The organism is Pseudorhizobium sp. NPDC055634 (assembly GCF_053618655.1).
On the sequence record NZ_JBSHHW010000002.1, the window covers coordinates 110,956 to 129,285 of the forward strand.

At 63.7% G+C, this 18,330-nt stretch carries 19 protein-coding genes; 18 read left to right on the forward strand and 1 reads right to left on the reverse strand.

The genetic code is table 11. From position 1 onward, the window contains the following. The first annotated feature begins 104 nt into the window (after window positions 1-104). From pmtA to ACWGPT_RS03595, 9 genes are all read left to right on the forward strand, one after another. Entirely contained in the window at window positions 105-698 is a 594-nt protein-coding gene (gene pmtA, locus ACWGPT_RS03555) for a phospholipid N-methyltransferase PmtA (protein ID WP_452604206.1), read from the forward strand. A gap of 6 nt (window positions 699-704) precedes the next feature. After that, on the forward strand, window positions 705-1,307 hold the full coding sequence (locus ACWGPT_RS03560) for a histidine phosphatase family protein (protein WP_452604207.1): 603 nt from the start codon (window positions 705-707) through the stop codon (window positions 1,305-1,307). Further along, window positions 1,285-1,983: an orotidine-5'-phosphate decarboxylase gene (gene pyrF, locus ACWGPT_RS03565; RefSeq protein ID WP_452604208.1), complete on the forward strand. Its 699-nt coding sequence runs from the start codon at window positions 1,285-1,287 to the stop codon at window positions 1,981-1,983. Before ACWGPT_RS03560 ends, pyrF begins: the two co-directional genes overlap by 23 nt. Before the next feature lie 25 nt (window positions 1,984-2,008). Then, complete coding sequence (locus tag ACWGPT_RS03570; RefSeq protein WP_452604209.1) at window positions 2,009-2,296, forward strand: DUF1330 domain-containing protein; 288 nt, start codon at window positions 2,009-2,011, stop codon at window positions 2,294-2,296. A 97-nt stretch (window positions 2,297-2,393) separates the two neighbouring features. Further along, a complete protein-coding gene (locus tag ACWGPT_RS03575; protein WP_452604210.1) occupies window positions 2,394-3,374 on the forward strand; it encodes a complex I NDUFA9 subunit family protein in 981 nt (326 codons plus the stop codon). Window positions 3,375-3,867: 493 nt separating this feature from the next. Next, window positions 3,868-5,001: a TRAP transporter substrate-binding protein gene (locus ACWGPT_RS03580; RefSeq protein WP_452604211.1), complete on the forward strand. Its 1,134-nt coding sequence runs from the start codon at window positions 3,868-3,870 to the stop codon at window positions 4,999-5,001. Window positions 5,002-5,078: 77 nt separating this feature from the next. Further along, window positions 5,079-5,666: a TRAP transporter small permease subunit gene (locus tag ACWGPT_RS03585; RefSeq protein ID WP_452604212.1), complete on the forward strand. Its 588-nt coding sequence runs from the start codon at window positions 5,079-5,081 to the stop codon at window positions 5,664-5,666. Beyond that, entirely contained in the window at window positions 5,659-7,077 is a 1,419-nt protein-coding gene (locus tag ACWGPT_RS03590) for a TRAP transporter large permease (protein WP_452604213.1), read from the forward strand. The genes ACWGPT_RS03585 and ACWGPT_RS03590 overlap by 8 nt, the downstream gene beginning before the upstream one ends. 70 nt (window positions 7,078-7,147) lie before the next feature. Then, window positions 7,148-7,309 (forward strand): hypothetical protein, encoded by a 162-nt coding sequence (locus ACWGPT_RS03595; RefSeq protein WP_452604214.1) that lies wholly within the window; start codon window positions 7,148-7,150, stop codon window positions 7,307-7,309. Here the strand turns inward: ACWGPT_RS03595 and ACWGPT_RS03600 are convergent, their stop codons facing one another. After that, on the reverse strand, window positions 7,310-8,116 hold the full coding sequence (locus ACWGPT_RS03600; RefSeq protein ID WP_452604215.1) for an undecaprenyl-diphosphate phosphatase: 807 nt from the start codon (window positions 8,114-8,116) through the stop codon (window positions 7,310-7,312). A gap of 159 nt (window positions 8,117-8,275) precedes the next feature. Here ACWGPT_RS03600 and ACWGPT_RS03605 point away from each other — a divergent pair, with 159 nt between their 5' ends. From ACWGPT_RS03605 to ACWGPT_RS03645, 9 genes are all read left to right on the forward strand, one after another. Next, window positions 8,276-8,968, forward strand: coding sequence for a glutathione S-transferase family protein (locus ACWGPT_RS03605; protein WP_452604216.1), 693 nt, complete (start codon window positions 8,276-8,278; stop codon window positions 8,966-8,968). Next, window positions 8,949-10,124 (forward strand): tRNA epoxyqueuosine(34) reductase QueG, encoded by a 1,176-nt coding sequence (queG, locus tag ACWGPT_RS03610; protein ID WP_452604217.1) that lies wholly within the window; start codon window positions 8,949-8,951, stop codon window positions 10,122-10,124. The genes ACWGPT_RS03605 and queG overlap by 20 nt, the downstream gene beginning before the upstream one ends. Beyond that, on the forward strand, window positions 10,124-11,017 hold the full coding sequence (locus ACWGPT_RS03615; protein ID WP_452604218.1) for an SDR family oxidoreductase: 894 nt from the start codon (window positions 10,124-10,126) through the stop codon (window positions 11,015-11,017). Before queG ends, ACWGPT_RS03615 begins: the two co-directional genes overlap by 1 nt. 357 nt (window positions 11,018-11,374) lie before the next feature. Then, window positions 11,375-11,779, forward strand: coding sequence for a septal ring lytic transglycosylase RlpA family protein (locus tag ACWGPT_RS03620; RefSeq protein WP_452604219.1), 405 nt, complete (start codon window positions 11,375-11,377; stop codon window positions 11,777-11,779). 76 nt (window positions 11,780-11,855) lie between these two features. Then, window positions 11,856-13,154 carry an RsmB/NOP family class I SAM-dependent RNA methyltransferase gene (locus tag ACWGPT_RS03625; protein WP_452604220.1) on the forward strand — a complete coding sequence of 433 codons (1,299 nt, stop codon included), beginning with the start codon at window positions 11,856-11,858 and terminating at the stop codon, window positions 13,152-13,154. A 120-nt stretch (window positions 13,155-13,274) separates the two neighbouring features. Beyond that, window positions 13,275-14,552, forward strand: a complete 1,278-nt coding sequence (locus ACWGPT_RS03630; RefSeq protein WP_452604221.1) for an imelysin family protein — start codon at window positions 13,275-13,277, stop codon at window positions 14,550-14,552. A 42-nt stretch (window positions 14,553-14,594) separates the two neighbouring features. Beyond that, complete coding sequence (locus ACWGPT_RS03635) at window positions 14,595-16,133, forward strand: di-heme oxidoreductase family protein (RefSeq protein ID WP_452604222.1); 1,539 nt, start codon at window positions 14,595-14,597, stop codon at window positions 16,131-16,133. After that, window positions 16,133-17,236: an imelysin family protein gene (locus ACWGPT_RS03640; protein ID WP_452604223.1), complete on the forward strand. Its 1,104-nt coding sequence runs from the start codon at window positions 16,133-16,135 to the stop codon at window positions 17,234-17,236. Before ACWGPT_RS03635 ends, ACWGPT_RS03640 begins: the two co-directional genes overlap by 1 nt. A 23-nt stretch (window positions 17,237-17,259) precedes the next feature. Next, a complete protein-coding gene (locus ACWGPT_RS03645; RefSeq protein ID WP_452604224.1) occupies window positions 17,260-18,324 on the forward strand; it encodes a DUF1513 domain-containing protein in 1,065 nt (354 codons plus the stop codon). Window positions 18,325-18,330 lie beyond the last annotated feature (6 nt).

Here is an 18,330-nt window from a genome sequence, read left to right on the forward strand (position 1 = left end):
GAAACCAGCCGCTTTTTTCATGACATTTTCTGAATGCGACATTTTGCCTTGTTTTTGCGCCATTGACCCCACATAAGTCCTGAGCAAACAGGGAGGAGAGACTGATGGAATTGCGACTTAAGGAACGGCTCGGCCGGAAGTTCGACGAGGAAATCAGGTTCTTCAAGGGCTGGATCGACGGCCCCAAGAGCGTCGGGGCCATCCTGCCAACCTCAGCGGTTACCGCGCGTCGCATGGCGAGCGTCGTCAGCCCGGCCTCCGGCCTGCCGGTCCTCGAACTCGGGCCCGGCACGGGCATCATCACCAAGGCGATCCTCGGTCGCGGCGTCGCGCCGGAAAACATCGTCTCGATCGAGTATTCGAGGGATTTCTACCGGCACCTCAAGAAGACGATCCCGGGGGTCAACTTCATCAACGGCGACGCCTTCGATCTCGAGACGACGCTGGCAGACTGGCGCGACCGCAAGTTCGACGCGGTGGTTTCCGCCATCCCGATGCTGAGCTTCCCGATGGAGAAACGGATCGCGCTCCTGGAGGACCTGCTCGACCGCATGCCTCCCGGCCGGCCCGTCGTCCAGATCACCTACAGCCCGGTGTCGCCGATCGACGCGCGCCCAGATCGCTTCCATATTCGGCACCTCGACTTCGTGGTCCGCAATATCCCGCCGGCGCAGCTCTGGGTCTACAGCCGGGGCTAGAACGCCATGTTCGGCGTTTACATCACCCATCCCCAGGTGAACATCGACCCGCTGGTCGCCGTGCCGCAATGGGGCCTTTCGGACATCGGCAGGGCGCGCGCGACAAGGGCCGCGCAGAGCCCATGGGCCGCGACCCTGCAACGCGTCGTTTCCAGCGACGAGCGCAAGGCCGTGGAGACCGCCGAGATACTGGCAAGTTTTTCCGGGGCACCGGTGGAGGTCGTCGCCGGCCTGAAGGAGAACGATCGAAGCGCCACAGGCTTCCCGCCTCCGGCCGAGTTCGAAGAGGCCGCCGACTGGTTCTTCGCCCATCCGGAGGAAAGCTTCCGGGGTTGGGAGCGCGCCATCGATGCGCAGGCGCGGATCGTGAATGCCGTCGATCGCATCCTCGCCGATCAGGATCCTGCGGTCCCGATAGCGTTCGTCGGGCACGGAGGGGTCGGGACCCTGCTCAAGTGCCACCTAGCGAACGCGTGGATCTCCCGCGATTTCGACCAGCCTGCCGGTGGCGGCAATCTCTTCGCCTTCTCCCTTGCGGACCGTCGCCTGTCATGCGACTGGACACCTATGGAAGAATGGAAGGGATATGGGGATGGATGCGCGAGATAGACTGATCGTTGGCCTTGACATACCGAGCGTCGAGGAGGCGCGGGCGATCGTTTCCACTCTCGGCGAGGACATCGTCTTCTACAAGATCGGCTACCAGCTCACCTTCGCGGGAGGACTGAATTTCGCCCGCGACCTGATCGCCGACGGCAAGAAGGTCTTCCTCGACATGAAGCTCCTCGACATCGACAACACCGTCGCGAAGGCCGTCGAGAACATCGCCAGGATGGGCGTTTCCATGCTGACGCTGCATGCCTACCCGAAGGCGATGCGGGCCGCGGTCGAGGCCGCAAAGGGCAGCGACCTCACGCTCCTCGGCGTTACCGTGCTCACTTCCATGGACGATGCGGACCTGCGTGAAGCCGGCTACGATTGTGATACCGCGAGCCTCGTGCTTCGCCGCGCCGGTCAGGCGCGGGATGCGGGCATGGGCGGAATCGTCTGCTCGGCCGAAGAAGCCGCCGCCGTGCGGCAGGCGGTCGGCCCCAGCATGGCCGTGGTGACCCCCGGCATACGCCCGACCGGCGGCGATGCGGGTGACCAGAAGCGGATAATGACCCCGGCGGACGCGTTGCGCGCCGGCTCGAGCCACCTTGTGGTCGGTCGCCCCATCGTCAAGGCAAGCGATCCGGGCGCAGCCGCGCGGGCCATCCTCGCCGAGATGACATCGGCGCTCTAGATACGAACGGCAAGGAGGAACAAGCATGTCCAAGGCCTACTGGATTGCCCGCGTCGATGTCCGCGACCCGGAACGCTACAAGGACTATGTCAGCACCGCCAAGCCCGCCTTCGAGAGGTTCGGCGCGACCTTTCTCGCGCGCGGGGGGCCATTCACCGAACTTGAGGGCAAGGCGCGCGGCCGCAACGTCATCATCGAGTTTCCCTCCATGCAGTCGGCGGTGGATTGCTACAATTCTCCGGAGTACCAGGCCGCCGCGAAGATCAGGCAGGAATGCGCCGACGCCGAAATGGTCGTCGTCGAAAGCATCTGACACTTGTCAGTTGCAGTATTTCTTCCGCTTCCCGTCCAAGAACATTTGGTCTAAGAGACCGCTTGCAACCTGACCATCACAGCTCCCGGAGCCACACATGTCCGTGCCCAACCTGCCGCCCCTCGTCACAGTATTCGGAGGCTCAGGCTTCGTCGGACGACACGTGGTGCGCAGCCTGGCGAAGCGGGGCTACCGTGTCCGCGTCGCCGTTCGGCGTCCGGACCTCGCGGGCTTCCTCCTGCCCTACGGCTATGTCGGGCAGATCGCGCTGGTGCAGGCAAACCTCAGGTATCGCTATTCGGTGGACCGTGCTGTCGAAGGCGCTTCCTTCGTGGTCAACTGCGTCGGCATCCTCTTTGAAAGCGGACGTAACTCCTTCAACGCGGTACAGGACTTCGGCGGACGGGCAGTGGCCGAGGCGGCGCGCGCCGCCGGCGCCAAGCTCGTGCATATCTCGGCGATCGGCGCCGACAAGGATGCCGGATCGGTCTATGCTCAGAGCAAGGGCCGCGCCGAGGCTGCCATACTGAATACCGTTCCCGACGCGGTGATCCTGCGTCCCTCCATCATCTTCGGACCGGAAGACAGCTTCTTCAACAAGTTCGCCGGCATGGCGAAGATGTTTCCGGCGCTTCCCCTGATCGGCGGCGGCAAGACGAAGTTCCAGCCGGTCTATGTCGAGGATGTCGCCCAGGCGGCCGCGCTTGCGGTCGATGGCGCCATTGCGGGCGGTCGTATCTACGAACTGGGCGGCCCGGAAGTGCTGAGCTTCCGCCAATGCATGGAGATCGTGCTGCGGGAGACGGCCCGCAAGCGTCCGCTTGTTTCGCTGCCGTTCGCCATCGCCTCGCTGATCGGCAGCATTGCGTCGCTCATCCCCTTCATCAAGCCACCGATCACCAGCGACCAGGTCACGCTTCTGAAGCGGGACAACGTGGTTTCGGAAGAGGCAATTCGCGAGGGACGCACGCTGGAGGGCATGGGGATCCGCCCGACGCTGCTGGAATCCGTCATCCCCTCCTACCTCGTCCAGTATCGTCCGCAGGGCCAGTTCACCAATAGCGGCAAAGCGGTCTGAACCGATATGCCGGCACCTCGGTGCCGTTTCTCGCCCCTGTGGCGCAAACGCCCCACCCGGCTGGAGCGTTGAGCATTAACGGGGCATTCAGCAAGATCCTCTATTGAAAAACCCGTGGCCGGGTCATACACGGCTGCAGCGAAACTCGCGCATTCAATCACCTTCTCTGAAAGGCATTCCCCCATGGGCAAGCCCATCGCACTGTTTTTTGCGTGTGCGGCACTGACGATCCTCGTCGGCTCCTTCATCGCCCCGCAGACGGGCGCGACAGGCAGCAGCAAGTGCGCCCCCGCCTATGGGGTGGACCCCTGCGCAACCGGAGCCATACCGGGCACCTCTGCCCGGTAAGCAAATTCTCCCCGCAATACACTAATTCTCCACGTTGAATCGCAGCAACGGGGTAGGAATATTACTGTATTGATGTCCGCTTTCTTTTCCTCAATACTGATTTCGGGAGAAGGGCAATGGCCCGCCCGATTGGGAGGAGAAATCAATGGACACGCCTGAGAAGAAGGCGCACACGCGCCGTTCGTTTCTGAAAATCGGCGCAACCGCCGGCGGTGCCGCCGCCGGTACGCTCGCAGCGCCCGCCGTGCTTGCACAGTCACCCCTGGTCATGAAGATGCAGACCTCCTGGCCTGCCTCGGACATCTGGATGGACTTCGCGCGGCAGTATACCGATCGCGTCAAGGAGATGTCGGGAGGACGGCTGACGGTGGATCTCCTGCCTGCCGGGTCGGTGGTCGGCGCATTCCAGGTGCTGGATGCGTGCCATGACGGCGTCATCGATGCCGCCCATTCGGTCCCGGCATACTGGTACGGCAAGCACAAGGCTGCCTCCCTTTTCGGCACCGGACCCGTCTTCGGCGGTTCGGCCACGACGATGCTTTCATGGTTCTATTCCGGGGGCGGCGCGGAGTTCTACCGCGAGCTCCAGCAGGATATCCTCGGGCTCGACGTCGTCGGGTTCATGGGCTTCCCGATGTTTGCCCAGCCGTTCGGATGGTTCAAGGGCGAGGTCAACACGGTCGCCGACATCAACGGCTTCAAGTACCGCACTGTCGGTCTCGCTGCCGACCTGATGCAGGCGATGGGCATGTCTGTCGCGCAGTTGCCGGGCGGGGAAATTGTTCCAGCGATGGAGCGGGGCGTCATCGACGCCTTCGAGTTCAACAACCCCTCGTCAGACATCCGCTTCGGCGCCCAGGACGTGGCCAAGCACTACTATCTGTCTTCCTATCACCAGGCGTCGGAGTGCTTCGAGTTCATCTTCAACCGGGACTTCTACGAGGACCTCGAGCCCGACCTTCAGGCGATCGTGAAGTATGCGGTCGAGGCCGCGTCGACGGCCAATACCGCGTCGGCGATGGACAACTACTCGGCCGACCTGCTGAAGCTGCAGAACGAGGCCGGCGTCAACGTGCATCGCACGCCTCCGGAAATCCTCGACGCGCAGATCAAGGCATGGGACGACCTCATCGTAGAGCTCGAGAAGGACGCCTTCATGAAGAAGGTCCTGGACAGCCAGCGCGCCTGGGTGGAGCGGGTGACCTATTTTGAACTGATGGCCTCGCCGGACTATACCCTGGCGTACAACCATCACTTCCCAAACAAGCTGAAGCTCTGACGGCGTCCGGCCGGCGGCATTGAAACGGTAGGGGCTTGCCCCTGCCGCCTTTTACCCGACACGGAAAGACGTCCCTTATGGTGGCATTCATTCGTTTCGCCGACGCGACGTCGGCCTGGTTCGGCAAGGCATTCGCCTGGCTGATTATCCTGATGACCTTCGCCACGAGCTACGAGGTCTTCGTCCGCTACCTCCTCAACCGGCCGACACCCTGGGCGCTCGACCTTTCCTTCATCATGTACGGCACGCTGTTCATGATGGGCGGGGCTTACACATTGTCGCTCGGGGGGCATGTCCGCGGCGATTTCCTGTACCGGCTATGGAAGCCCCGGACACAGGCCATTCTCGACCTGGTGCTTTATCTGATCTTCTTCTTCCCGGGCGTCACCGCGCTCATCTTCACCGGCTGGAAATACTCGGCCCGATCCTGGAGTTACGGCGAGGTCAGCATCAACAGCCCCGCCGGCATCCCGATCTATCAGTTCAAGAGCGTCATGGTTGCCGCAGGCATCCTCCTGTTCATCCAGGGGATCGCACAGGTGCTTCGCTGCATCCTCTGCATCCGCGACGGCTACTGGTTCGAAGCGGAAGTGGATGTCGAGGAAACCGAAGCGATCCTGATCCGCGAAAAGCAGGCTGAACTGGCCGGGGGAAAGAATGACTGATCCGCAAGTGGCCATGACCATGCTTGGCCTCTTCATATTCATCATCTTCCTGGGGTTCCCGATCGCATTCACGCTCATGGCGATGGGGATCGGCTTCGGCTACTACGCCTATTACGAGCCCGGCCGCATGTGGCGGGCCTTCAACCGTCTCGACGAGAGCGCGGGCTGGTGGGAAAGCACCAGCCTCTGGATCGAGGGTTTCTTCAACAACCGGATCTTCGACCTCTTCGTCAACCAGACCTATTCGGTCATGGCCAACGATGTCCTGACGGCCATCCCGCTCTTCCTGTTCATGGGATATATCGTCGAGCGGGCCAACATCGTCGATCGGCTGTTCAGCACCCTCAACGTCGCCTCGAAGAACCTTCCGGGCTCCATGGGGGTTGCGGCACTCATCACCTGCGGCCTGTTCGCCACCGCGACCGGCATTGTCGGTGCCGTGGTCACGCTGATGGGCCTCCTGGCCTTCCCGGCCATGCTGAAGGTCCGGTACAACCACTCGTTCGCGGCCGGCATCATCTGCGCCGGCGGAACGCTCGGCATCCTGATCCCGCCGTCGATCATGCTGATCGTCTATGCGGCAACCTCCGGCGTCTCGATCGTGCGTCTCTATGCCGGCGCGCTGATCCCGGGCTTTCTGCTGCTCGGCCTGTATCTCGCCTATGTGGTGATCCGTTCGATCCTTCAGCCGAGCGTGGCGCCTAAGCCGACGAAGGACGAAGTGCCGGACGTGCCCTTCCTCAAGCTCTTCGTCATGCTCCTGACGTCCTTCTTCCCGCTCGCGTTCCTGATCCTGGCGGTGCTGGGGTCGATCCTGTTCGGATTGGCGACCCCTTCCGAAGCGGCGTCGATCGGCGCACTCGGCGGACTAGTGCTTGCGGTAGCCTACCGGGCACTCACGTGGGACCGTATCCGGCAGAGCGTCTACCTGACGATCCGCACCTCGGCCATGGTATGCTGGCTGTTCGTCGGCTCCTACACCTTCGCCTCGGTCTTCGCCTATCTGGGCGGCGAGCAGGTCATCTCGAACTTCGTGCAAGGGCTCGACCTGACGCCTTTGCAGTTCCTCCTGCTGGCGCAGCTGATCATCTTCATCCTGGGCTGGCCGCTGGAGTGGTCGGAGATCATCGTGATCTTCGTGCCCATCTTCCTGCCGCTCCTGCCGATGTTCGGGATCGATCCCCTGTTCTTCGGCATCCTGGTCGCGCTCAACCTGCAGACGGCCTTTCTGTCGCCACCCATGGCGATGTCGGCCTACTATCTGAAAGGCATCGCGCCGCCTTACGTGCAGCTGACGCAGATCTTCTGGGGGATGCTGCCGTTCATGGGGCTGGTGATCGTCAGCATGGTGCTCGTCTACCTCTTCCCGCAACTGGTCTTCTACCTGCCGGACCAGGTCTACGGGCGCTGACGCTCACGCCTGCCGTCGCGGATCAACCGCGGCGGCATCTGACGTTCGATACTGGAAAGGACATAAGGAAATGCACCGGATCCTGGCCACGCTTGCCTTTCTCACCCTATGCGCATTCCTCTTCATCTTCCTCTGGCGGGTGCCGCGCCTCGACCTCGGCATCCTGTTCGCGATCACGCTGCTGATGGCGGGCTACGACTTCGTCGCCTACCACCACACTGACCGCCGCTGATCAGCCGACCAGCAGCAAGCCGATCAGGCCTGCGGTTCCCACGGCGATCCGCCACCAGGCGAAGGGGGCGTAGCCCCGGCTGGAAACGAAATCAAGGAGCGAGCGGACGACGATCAGGGCCATGAAGAATGCGGAAACGAAGCCCACCGCGATGACGACCCCGTCCTCGGCGCGAATGATGTCCCGGTTCTTGTACAGGTCGAGCGCGAAGGCGCCGAGCATCGTCGGCATGGCCAGGAAGAAGGAAAATTCGGCGGCCGACCGCTTGTCGGTTCCCATCAGCAGCGAGCCGACGATGGTGGCGCCCGAACGCGACGTCCCGGGTATCATGGCAAGGCACTGGAACAGCCCGATCTTGAAGGCAAGCGACGGCGGGTAATCCATGATGTCCGTGTATTTCGGCCGGATCGCCATGCGGTCAACCGCGAGCAGTACGAAGCCGCCCAGAATGAGCACGATGCAGATCAGCACCGGAGTCTCGAAAAGGATGGTCTTGATGAACCCGTGTGCCAGGGACCCGATGACCGCCGCCGGCAGGAAGGCGAGCAGGACCGTCAGCACGAAGCGTCTCGCCCTTGCCGACGTCGGCAGGGCCAGGGCGATCTCCAGGAGCTTTCGGAAATAGACGAGCAGGATCGCCAGGATTGCGCCCAGCTGGATCAGGACCGCGAAGGTGTTGCCGGGCGATTTGAACCCCAGGAAATGACTGGCGAGAAGCACATGCGCAGTCGAAGACACGGGTATGAACTCCGTCAGACCCTCGATAACCCCCAGGACGAGAGCGCTGACTATTGATTGATCCGGCATTCTTCACCCTTTGTTTGATGGTCAGCCGGCATGATGTTGCGAACCGCAACCGGCTGTTTGCTTGCCTTGCCCCTTACCAAAACCATATAGCTGGGCTATTGCGGCGCCACGCGAAGCAGCCCGCCCCTCCTACACAAAAATTGTAAAGCTCACGTATCCATGCCCACGCTCTTCCATCATCCCATGTCTTCCAGCTCCCGCTTCGTCCGGCTTATCCTGTCGGAATATGGCTTTCCAGCGGAGCTTGTCGAAGAACAGCCCTGGGAGAAGCGCCGGGAATTCCTCGCCCTCAATCCCGCCGGTACGCTTCCCGTCTATGTCGACGACAGCATGCGTGCGCTCTGCGGCCCCACGGTGCTGATGGAATTCCTCGATGAAACCCATGGCGTGCTGAAGCGGGACCGGAGGCTTTTTGCGGAAGATCCCTTCCAGCGCGCCGAGATCCGCCGGCTGACGGAGTGGTTTCTCGTCAAGATGGAGCAGGACGTCACCCGCCCGCTCGTTCGCGAACGCGTCTACAAGCTGCAGATGACGGCCGCACAGGGCGGCGGGGCACCCGATTCCAAGGCCTTGCGGACCGCGCGCTCCAACATCCGCCAGCATATGAAATACCTCTCCTGGCTTGCCGGCTCGCGTCCCTGGCTTGCGGGCGAGCGCCTGACCTATGCCGATCTGGCCGCCGCGGCCTCCATTTCGGTCCTCGACTATCTCGGGGAGATCGATTGGACCGAGACGCCGATCGCCAAGGAATGGTATCAACGCCTGAAATCCCGTCCATCCTTCCGACCGCTGCTGGCCGAAAGGGTGCGCGGCCTTACACCGGTTTCCCACTATGCGGACCTCGACTTCTGAGATCACTGCGGAGCGCCCCGACGCCGAAGCGAGGCGACGGGAAAAGCTGACCGCGTTCATCAAGGAGGAAGCCGGGGCCCAGGGCTTCGACCTCTGCCGCATCACCCATGCCGGAAGCATTCCCGAAGCGGCCGACCGTCTCGGGACCTACCTGTCGGAAGGCCATCACGGCACGATGGAATGGATGGAGGAGACCCGCGATCGGCGCGGCAATCCCCGCACCCTCTGGCCGGACGTCCGGTCGATCGTCATGTTCGGAATGAACTACGGCCCTGACGAAGACCCGCGCGAACTGCAGGCACATAAGGATCGCGGGGCAATATCCGTCTATGCCCGCAATCGCGACTACCACGACGTCATCAAGGGCCGGCTGAAGGAAATCGCGACGCGCTTCGCCGCCCGGGCGGGCGAGGACGTGAAGGTCTTCGTCGATACCGCCCCGGTGATGGAAAAGCCGCTCGCGGCGGCCGCCGGGTTGGGGTGGCAGGGCAAGCACACCAATCTCGTCAGCCGCAGCCATGGGTCATGGCTTTTCCTCGGCAGCCTGTTCACGACCGCCGACCTCGTGCTTGATGCGCCGGAGACCGATCATTGCGGTTCCTGTCGGGCCTGCCTCGACGCCTGCCCGACAGCCGCCTTTCCCGCCCCGTACCGGCTCGATGCGCGGCGCTGCATTTCCTACCTGACGATCGAGCACAAGGGACCGATCGATCCCGAGTTGCGCCCGCTGATCGGCAACCGGATCTATGGCTGCGACGATTGCCTGGCGGCCTGTCCCTGGAACAAGTTTGCGGCCAGCGCCTCGGAGATGAAGCTCAAGGCACGGGAAGACCTGAAGGCGCCGGCGCTCTCGTTCCTGATGACGCTCGATGACGCGCAGTTCCGCAGCTTCTTCAGCGGCTCTCCGATCAAGCGCATCGGCCGGGATCGCTTCATCCGCAATACCCTGCTGGCGGCCGGGAACTCCGAGGATGCGGCGCTGATCGAGCCGTGCCTGAACCTTGCAGACGATGCCTCACCGGTGGTGCGCGGCATGGCCGTCTGGGCGCTCAAGCGGCTGATGACGCCGGAGGACTTCGAGCGGTTCGCTCGTTCGCGCGCGGGGGAGGAAGACCCTTACGTGCTTGAGGAATGGCGACTGGCGGGAGCGGCGTGATGGAGATGATGATCCTCGGCTGCGGCTATTCGGGCCTCGCTATTGCCAGAACTGCGCTCGAGGCCGGCGCAACGGTCTCCGGAACGAACCGCACGCTCGAAAAGGCCCGGGCGCTCGCCGCGCAGAACGTAGACGCCTTCGTCTTCGACGGAACCGGCCTCGACGAGTCGTTGAGGCATGCACTTTCGCGGGCAACTCATCTCGTCCAGTCCATACCGCCGGGCGCGGCCGGCGATCCCCTGCTTCGTCTTGCGGGCGAAAACCTCGCGACGCTCTGCCCGAGGCTCGCCTGGGTGGGCTATCTCTCGACCGTGGGCGTCTACGGCGACCAGGCCGGGGGTTGGGCCGACGAAGATACCCCCTGCACCCCTGCTCCTGGCCGTTCCAGCGAAAGACTTGAGGCAGAGCAGGCATGGCTCGCCGCGGGCAGCGCCATGGGCGTACCGGTCGCCGTATTGCGGCTGTCGGGCATCTACGGGCTCGGCCGCAACGCATTCGTGAACCTCCAGCGCGGGACGGCGCGGCGGATCGTCAAGAAGGACCAGGTTTTCAACCGTATCCGGGTGGAGGACGTCGCCCGCGCTACGCTTTTTCTCGCGCGCTCCTTCCGTGGCGGCGTCTTCAACGTCACGGACAGCGAACCGGCCCCTCCGCAGGACGTCATAGCCGAAGCGGCCCGGCTGATGGGCGTCGAGCCGCCTCCGGAGGAGCTGTTCGAGACGGCCGAAATGACCCCGATGGCGCGATCGTTTTACGGTTCGAACAAGCGGATTTCCAATCGGAGGATTCGCGATCTCGGGTTTCAGTTCCAGTTCCCGGACTACCGCATGTCGCTTCGGCAGTTGTGGGAAAGCCGCTCCTGGGATGAAAATGACCTTAGCCCCGGCGGATGAAAAATTCATTTTCGAGGCATGTGCGGGAACAAAGACGCACCGGCCTGCCACATTCCTGTCAAATTTTGCCCATTCCCGGTTGATCTCTGAGCCCTTTTAGCAAAAAAATTCACGGATTTCGTGATCTCAGGCCTCCGTCAGCGAGTTACGAAACGTAGTTCCTCTTAACCGCGGAATTCTGGGCATGCTTGCCCAAAATTCTACGCTGGCATGGAAGCTACATAGCCGTCGATGTAACTCACAATGTTGCATTGTGTAACATTCCGTGATCGCGTTGTGCCTTTTTTCGCCAAATTTGGCCGTGCTTTTTGGGACTGCGCACAGCTTGTGCGGGAACTACCGACGGGGACTACAGATTTGACGATCATTCGACGCTCGATTTTCGCGGCAACGGCCTTTGCTGCCCTCGCGACCTTCGGCTCCACATCCGCTCACGCCGCACCCGGTTGCGGTCACGCTTCCTGGTATGCATTGACCTCCAAGACGGCATCCGGCGAACGGATGAACCCAGCCATGCTGACCGCCGCCCACCGCTCGCTTCCTTTCGGAACGAAGGTGAAGGTTACCAACAAACGCAACGGCAAGAGCGTGATCGTCCGCATCAACGATCGCGGGCCGTTCATCAAGGGCCGCGTCATCGACGTCTCGAAAGCCGCAGCCCACAACATCGGCATGGTCCGATCCGGCACCGCCCAGGTCTGCTACCAGATCGTCGAGGCGGGCAATGGCAAGGCCTCCGGCAAGGGCGTCAAGGGCGGCTGAGGCCGCGCGCACTTGCTCTTGACGCCGATGATGGTTAGGACCCGCACAGGCGGGTTCAACCGGAGCGGAGATTGACATGCGATTGGGCGGAAGGCTTGCAGGAGCCATCGATGTCCTGAAGGATATCGAAGACAGGCGGCGCCCCGTCGCCGAAGCGCTGAGGGACTGGGGGCTCGCCCACCGCTTCGCGGGTTCAGGCGACCGTGCCGCAATCGGCAACATCGTCTATGACGCGCTGCGCATGCGCCTCTCCCATGCCTTCCTCATGGACGACGACGCGCCGTCGGCGCTCGCATATGCGGTTCTCATCCGGCAATGGGGTTTCTCCCCCGAGGCCCTGTCCGCAGAATTCGCCGACGACCGTTTCGCGCCGCCCCTCCCGACCGAAGCAAATCTCTCCGCCTTTTCCTCCCGCAATCTCGCCGAAGCTCCCCTTCACGTTCAGGGCGACATCCCGGACTGGGTCCAGCCGTCATTCGAAGGCGCCTTCGGCGAGGACTGGCTGAGCGAGGCGAAGGCGCTTGCGGAACGGCCGACGCTCGATCTTCGCGCCAACACGCTCAAGGCATCGCGCGACAAGGTCGTCAAGGCGCTCGAGCGCGCCGGCGCCGTTGCGGCCCCGATCGCACGGAACGGAATCCGGATTCCGGCCGGCGAAGGGGCCTCCCGGCTGCCGAACGTCACCGCCGAGCTCTCCTTTCAGAAGGGCTGGTTCGAAGTGCAGGACGAAGGCTCGCAGATCGTTTCCGATCTCATCCAGCCGCCGGAGCATTCGCAGGTGCTCGACTTCTGCGCCGGCGGCGGCGGCAAGACGCTGGCCATGGCAGCCGCGATGAACAACAAGGGCCAGGTGCACGCCTATGACGCCGACCGCAAGCGGCTGGCCCCGATCGTCGAGCGCCTTCGCCGCGCCGGCACCCGCAATGTGCAGGTCCATGACGACGCGCGCCAGCTCGACAGGCTGAGGGAAAAGCTGGATGTCGTGCTCGTCGATGCGCCCTGCACCGGGACCGGCACATGGCGCCGGCGGCCCGATACGAAATGGCGGCTGACGTCCCGCAATATCGAGGAACGGATCGCACAGCAGCAAGAGGCGCTCGGCGACGCGGCGGCCTTCGTCAGGCCCGGCGGCAGCCTCGTCTATGTCACCTGTTCGGTTCTGCCGGAAGAGAATGATCGCCAGATCGAACGCTTCTGCGAAGAGCACCCGGAGTTTTCGCCCCAGGAGGCCATGGCGGGATGGAGCAGCCTGTTCGGCGGCGAGACACCGCGCCCCCGCAGCCGGGACGGAAAGATGCTGACGCTGACGCCCGCAAGCACCGGTACGGATGGTTTCTTCTTCTGCAGGGTGCGCAGGGCGTCCTCGGCGAATTGACGATGATCAATCGTCGAGAGCATACGAAAACCATTCTAAACTAGATAGTTTGACACCAGTTTTCATTTGCGTCATGCACTTCCGGTGCAGCCGAGGGAAGAGGCTGCCGAAGGAGGGATCATGATCCGCAAGACGTATTTCGGCGCGGCGTTCGCGCTTCTGGCCGCTTCCTCGGCCCTATCCGTGCCCTCGCTTGCCGCTGCCACGGAACCGGCTGGCGTCGTCCAGCACTATGCGGCCCTGGCGCATGCCAAGTACGAGGATTCCCTCACCACGGCAAAGGCCCTGGATGCCGCCATCGACGCGCTGATTGCCGATCCCGGCGATGATACGCTGAAGGCCGCCCGCGACGCCTGGATCGCGGCGCGCGTCCCCTATCAGCAGAGCGAAGTCTATCGTTTCGGCAACCCCATCGTCGACGAATGGGAAGGCAAGGTCAACGCCTGGCCGCTCGATGAGGGGTTGATCGACTATGTCGATGCCTCCTACGGCACAGAGAGCGACGAGAACACGCTCTATGTCGCCAACATCATCGCCAACCCCAAGCTGAACGTGAACGGCGAGGAACTGGATGCCAGCCAGATCACGCCGGACCTTCTGCGCAGCCTGCATGAAGCTGGGGAGATCGAGGCCAATGTCGCGACCGGGTATCATGCAATTGAGTTCCTGCTCTGGGGCCAGGACCTGAACGGTACCGACGCTGGCGCCGGCACGCGGCCCCCGACCGACTTCGACAAGGCAAATTGCACCAACGGCAATTGCGATCGCCGCGCCGCCTACCTGAAGGCGGCATCGCAACTGCTCATCTCCGACCTGGAGGAAATGGTCGCCGCCTGGGCACCTGAGGGCGAAGCCGCCAAGAGCGTCGCGGCGGATCCGCAAACGGGCATCCGCGCCATGCTGACCGGCATGGGCTCGCTTTCCTACGGCGAGCTTGCGGGCGAGCGCATGAAGCTCGGCCTCCTGCTGCACGATCCCGAGGAGGAGCACGACTGCTTCTCCGACAACACGCACGCCTCGCACCTGAACGATGCCGTCGGCATCGCCTCGGCCTATACGGGGGAATATACCCGCGTCGACGGCACGAAGATGACCGGCCCGTCCATCGCCGACCTCGTCTCGGCGCGGGATGCGGCGCTCGACACGGAGGTAAGAGAAAAGCTCGACGCGACCCTTGCCGCCATGAACGCCATGGCCGCGCGGGCGGAGGGTGGCGAGGCCTACGACCAGATGATCGGCGAGGGCAATGTCGAAGGCAATGCGCTGGTCCAGGCGGCGATCGACGGCCTGATCGACCAGACACGATCGATCGAGCGGGTGATCGCGTCGCTGGAACTCGGCACGATCGAGCTTGAAGGCTCCGACAGCCTCGACAATCCCGACGCCGTTTTCCAGTAAGAAAGGGAGGAAGCCGCCCGTTCGCGGCGGCTTCGTGCCGCGATGAGAGCACCTAAGGCGAGCCTGTTGCTATTCCCGATACTGTCGGGTGCTCTCGTTCTGTCGCCGCTCGTCGCGACCGGCGAAGGCCCGGTATTTCCGACCGAACGCACGGACCTGTCGCCGAAGGACAGGAAGCGTGTGGACGGGGTAACCCGCCCCACGGCGGAATTCTCCAGGGCAGAGAACTTCGAGACCATGCAGGGCGGGGCTGCGACCACCAAGGCGATCGTTAACGGCGATGCCTTCTCGCATTTTTCCGCCAACCTCACTTTCGCGGAGGAGGAAGAGTTCAAGCTCGGCAACGCGCTGTTCCGCAAGCTCTGGGTTTCCTCGCCCTCTTCGACACAGGCCTCCGACGGACTTGGCCCCCTGTTCAACGCCCGGGCCTGCCAGAGCTGCCACCTGAAGGACGGTCGCGGGCACCCGCCGGAGGGATCTGCCGATGCGACATCCATGTTCCTCAGGCTCGCCCGCCCGGCCAGGACCGAGCAGGAAGCGGCCCTTGTCGCCCGCCACGAGGCGCTGAACTTTCCCGACGTCACTTACGGCAAGCAATTGCAGGACCTCGCCATTCCGGGCCTCCGGTCGGAAGGCACCATGGCGATCTCCTACGAGGAAATCCCCGTGACGCTTGCCGATGGCGAGGTGGTGTCGTTGCGCAAGCCATCCTATTCCGTCAGAAACCTTAACTACGGCCCGCTCGAGCCGGACGTGACCCTGTCGCCGCGGATTGCTCCGCCGATGATCGGGATGGGCCTTATCCAGGCGATCCACGAGGCCGATATCCTTGCCAAGGCCGACCCGGACGATGCCGACGGCGACGGCATTTCCGGCAAGCCTGCCCTGGTGCGCGACCATCGCACGCAAGAGCTCAAGCTCGGCCGCTTCGGGTTCAAGGCGCAGAACGCCTCCATCCGCGACCAATCGGCGTCCGCCTTCGTCGGCGATCTCGGCATTTCCAATCCCGATGCGCCCTTCCACCACGGCGACTGCACGACCGCACAGGCGGACTGCCTTGCCCGCCCGTCCGGCGTCCAGGAGCGACTGGGAACCACGGAGGCGCCTGATCCGGTTCTCGAACTGGTGACATTCTACGCGGAAAACCTTGCCGTGCCGGCGAGGCGCGAGCCTGGCGACGTCAAGGTGCTGAAGGGCAAGGAACTGTTCTACCGAGCCGGCTGCACCTCGTGCCACACGCCGAAATTCGTCACCCGTCGTGATGCGGAGAACAAGGCCCACGCCTTCCAGCTGATCTGGCCCTATTCCGACTTCCTGCTGCACGACATGGGCGAGGGGTTGGCGGACGGGCAGCAGGTAGGCGTCGCGGGAGGGCAGGAATGGCGCACGCAGCCGCTCTGGGGCATCGGCTTGACCGAAACCGTGAACGAGCACACCTTCTTCCTCCACGACGGTCGGGCACGCAATCTCACCGAGGCGATCCTCTGGCATGGCGGCGAGGCGCAGGCCGCCCGCGACGCCTTCGCCGCACTCGACAAGGATGACCGCATTGCGCTGATCGCTTTCCTGGAGTCGCTCTGATGTTGAAAGCGCTTGCCACGGCCATGGCTTTTCTTGCTTTCGTTTCCGCCTCCACGGCACAGGAAGGGGCGACGAGCCGCACCGTTCCGGAGCCGGAAGCTGTCCGTCAGGTGGTCGAAAAGGCCGTCGACAGCTTCATCCGCCCCGGATATCGAAACTTTCACCGGGAAGCCGTCGAGCTCGCCGCGGACATGGACGCGCTCTGCCGGACCCCGTCTCCGACGACCCTCGCCGTCGCGAGAAAAGGTTTCGCTAAGGCTGCCCGAAGCTGGGCAAGGATCGAAATCGTCCGGACGTGGCCGGCCATCGAGGAAAACCGCCTTGAGCGCATCCTCTTCTACCCGGACCGCAAGAGCACCGGGCTGAAGCAGGTGCAGGCGCTGCTGGCAAATTCGGACGAGTCCGCCACGCAAGCCGCGGGCCTGAAAGGCAAGAGCGTCGCCATGCAGGGCTTCGGCGCGCTCGAATTCGTGCTTGCCGGAACCGGTTCCGAGAACCTCGCCACCCGGCAAGGAGACTTCCGCTGCCGCTACGGGCGCGCCGTGGCACAGAACATCGAGGAGATCGCGTCTGAACTCGTGGTGCTTTGGGACGCGCCGGACGGCGTGCAACGCCACTGGAAGCAACCAGGCCCGGACAATCCCCTGTTCCGCACGGAGCAGGAGGCGATGACCGCCCTGCTCGGCATTCTCGTCCACGGCGCCGAGATGGTGCGCGACCAGCGGATCGAGACCTTCTACAAGGGCGCGGACCGCCCGGCCTTTCCGAAGCAGGCGATCTTCTGGCGATCGCAGAACACCTGGACGATGGTGGACGGAAACCTGGAGGGACTGAGGGACCTCGTCCTCACGTCGGAACTGGTCGAGTTGCTCCCCTCCGACCAGCACTCCATCATCGGCTCCATCGATTTCGTGCTGAAGTCGCTGTCGCGGGTCGTGAAGACCCTGCACCCCGACGTCGAAGCCATCGTCGGGGCTCCCGCCGGACGCCAGAAGCTGGACTTCGTGCTGGTCAATGGCCGCGACCTCATCAACCGGCTGAACGACGACTACGGCAGCGCCATCGGCCTCACCTCCGGCTTCTCATTCTCGGACGGCGACTGACGATGCGCCGGCGGAGCGACCTCATGGACCGCCGCAGCTTCATGAGGGCTGCCGGCATCGGCTTTGCAGCGACGCTCGCCCCCCGTTCATTGCTGGCGCTGGAGCGGGCCGACGCCGTCTACGCCTCGGGCTTCCGCGCGCCGGATGGCTCCTTCGGCATCGCCACGGTATCCGAGCGCGGCGAGATCATCGACCGCACTCGGCTTCCCGCCCGATCCCACGGCATGGCCTTCAGCCGGGCGACCCTCAGGCTCGTCGCCTTTGCGCGCCGCCCGGGAACATTCGCCCTTGCGACCGACCCGTTCGGAACGGCCGAACCCGTCGTCATCACCGCTCCCGAAGGACGTCACTTCTACGGGCACGGCGCCTTTTCGCCGGGCGGGAGCTTGCTCTATGCCAGCGAGAACGATTTCGACGCCAACCGCGGCATGATCGGCATCTACGATGCCGGCGACCGGTTCCGGCGCGTCGGCGAATTAGAGGCGCACGGGATAGGCACCCACGACATGGCGGTCTCCGACGATGGTTCGATGTTGGTGATCGCCAATGGCGGCATCGAAACCCATCCGGATTTCGGCCGCGCCAAGCTCAACCTCGACCATATGGAGCCTTCGCTGGTGCTGCTCGGGGCCCGCGACGGGCGGCTCCTCCAGAAGCACAGACTGCCGACCTCGCTGCGCCAGCTCTCCACCCGCCACATCGCCCTGGCGGAGGACGGGCGGATCTGGTTCGCGTGCCAGTGGGAGGGAGCGCGCAATGCCCGTCCGCCCCTCGTCGGCCATCTGGCCCGCGGCGAAGAGTTGCGTTTCGTGGACCTGCCGGAGCACGTGACGGAAGGGCTTGCGAACTATGTCGGAGCGATCGCCGTCAACCGGGCGGACGGGATCGTCGGACTGACCTCGCCGAAGGGCGGGCTCGCGGTGAGCCTCGATGCAAGGACGGGCGCGGTCCTTGGCGAACGGCCCGTGCCGGGAGCGGCGGGCGTCGCGCCGGGCAAACAGGGCTTGGCGGTCTCCTCCTATGGCGGTTCCTTCAACGATATCCGCAGCCCCGTCGCCTGGGACCAGCACATCGTTCGGCTCGGATAAGGGGGC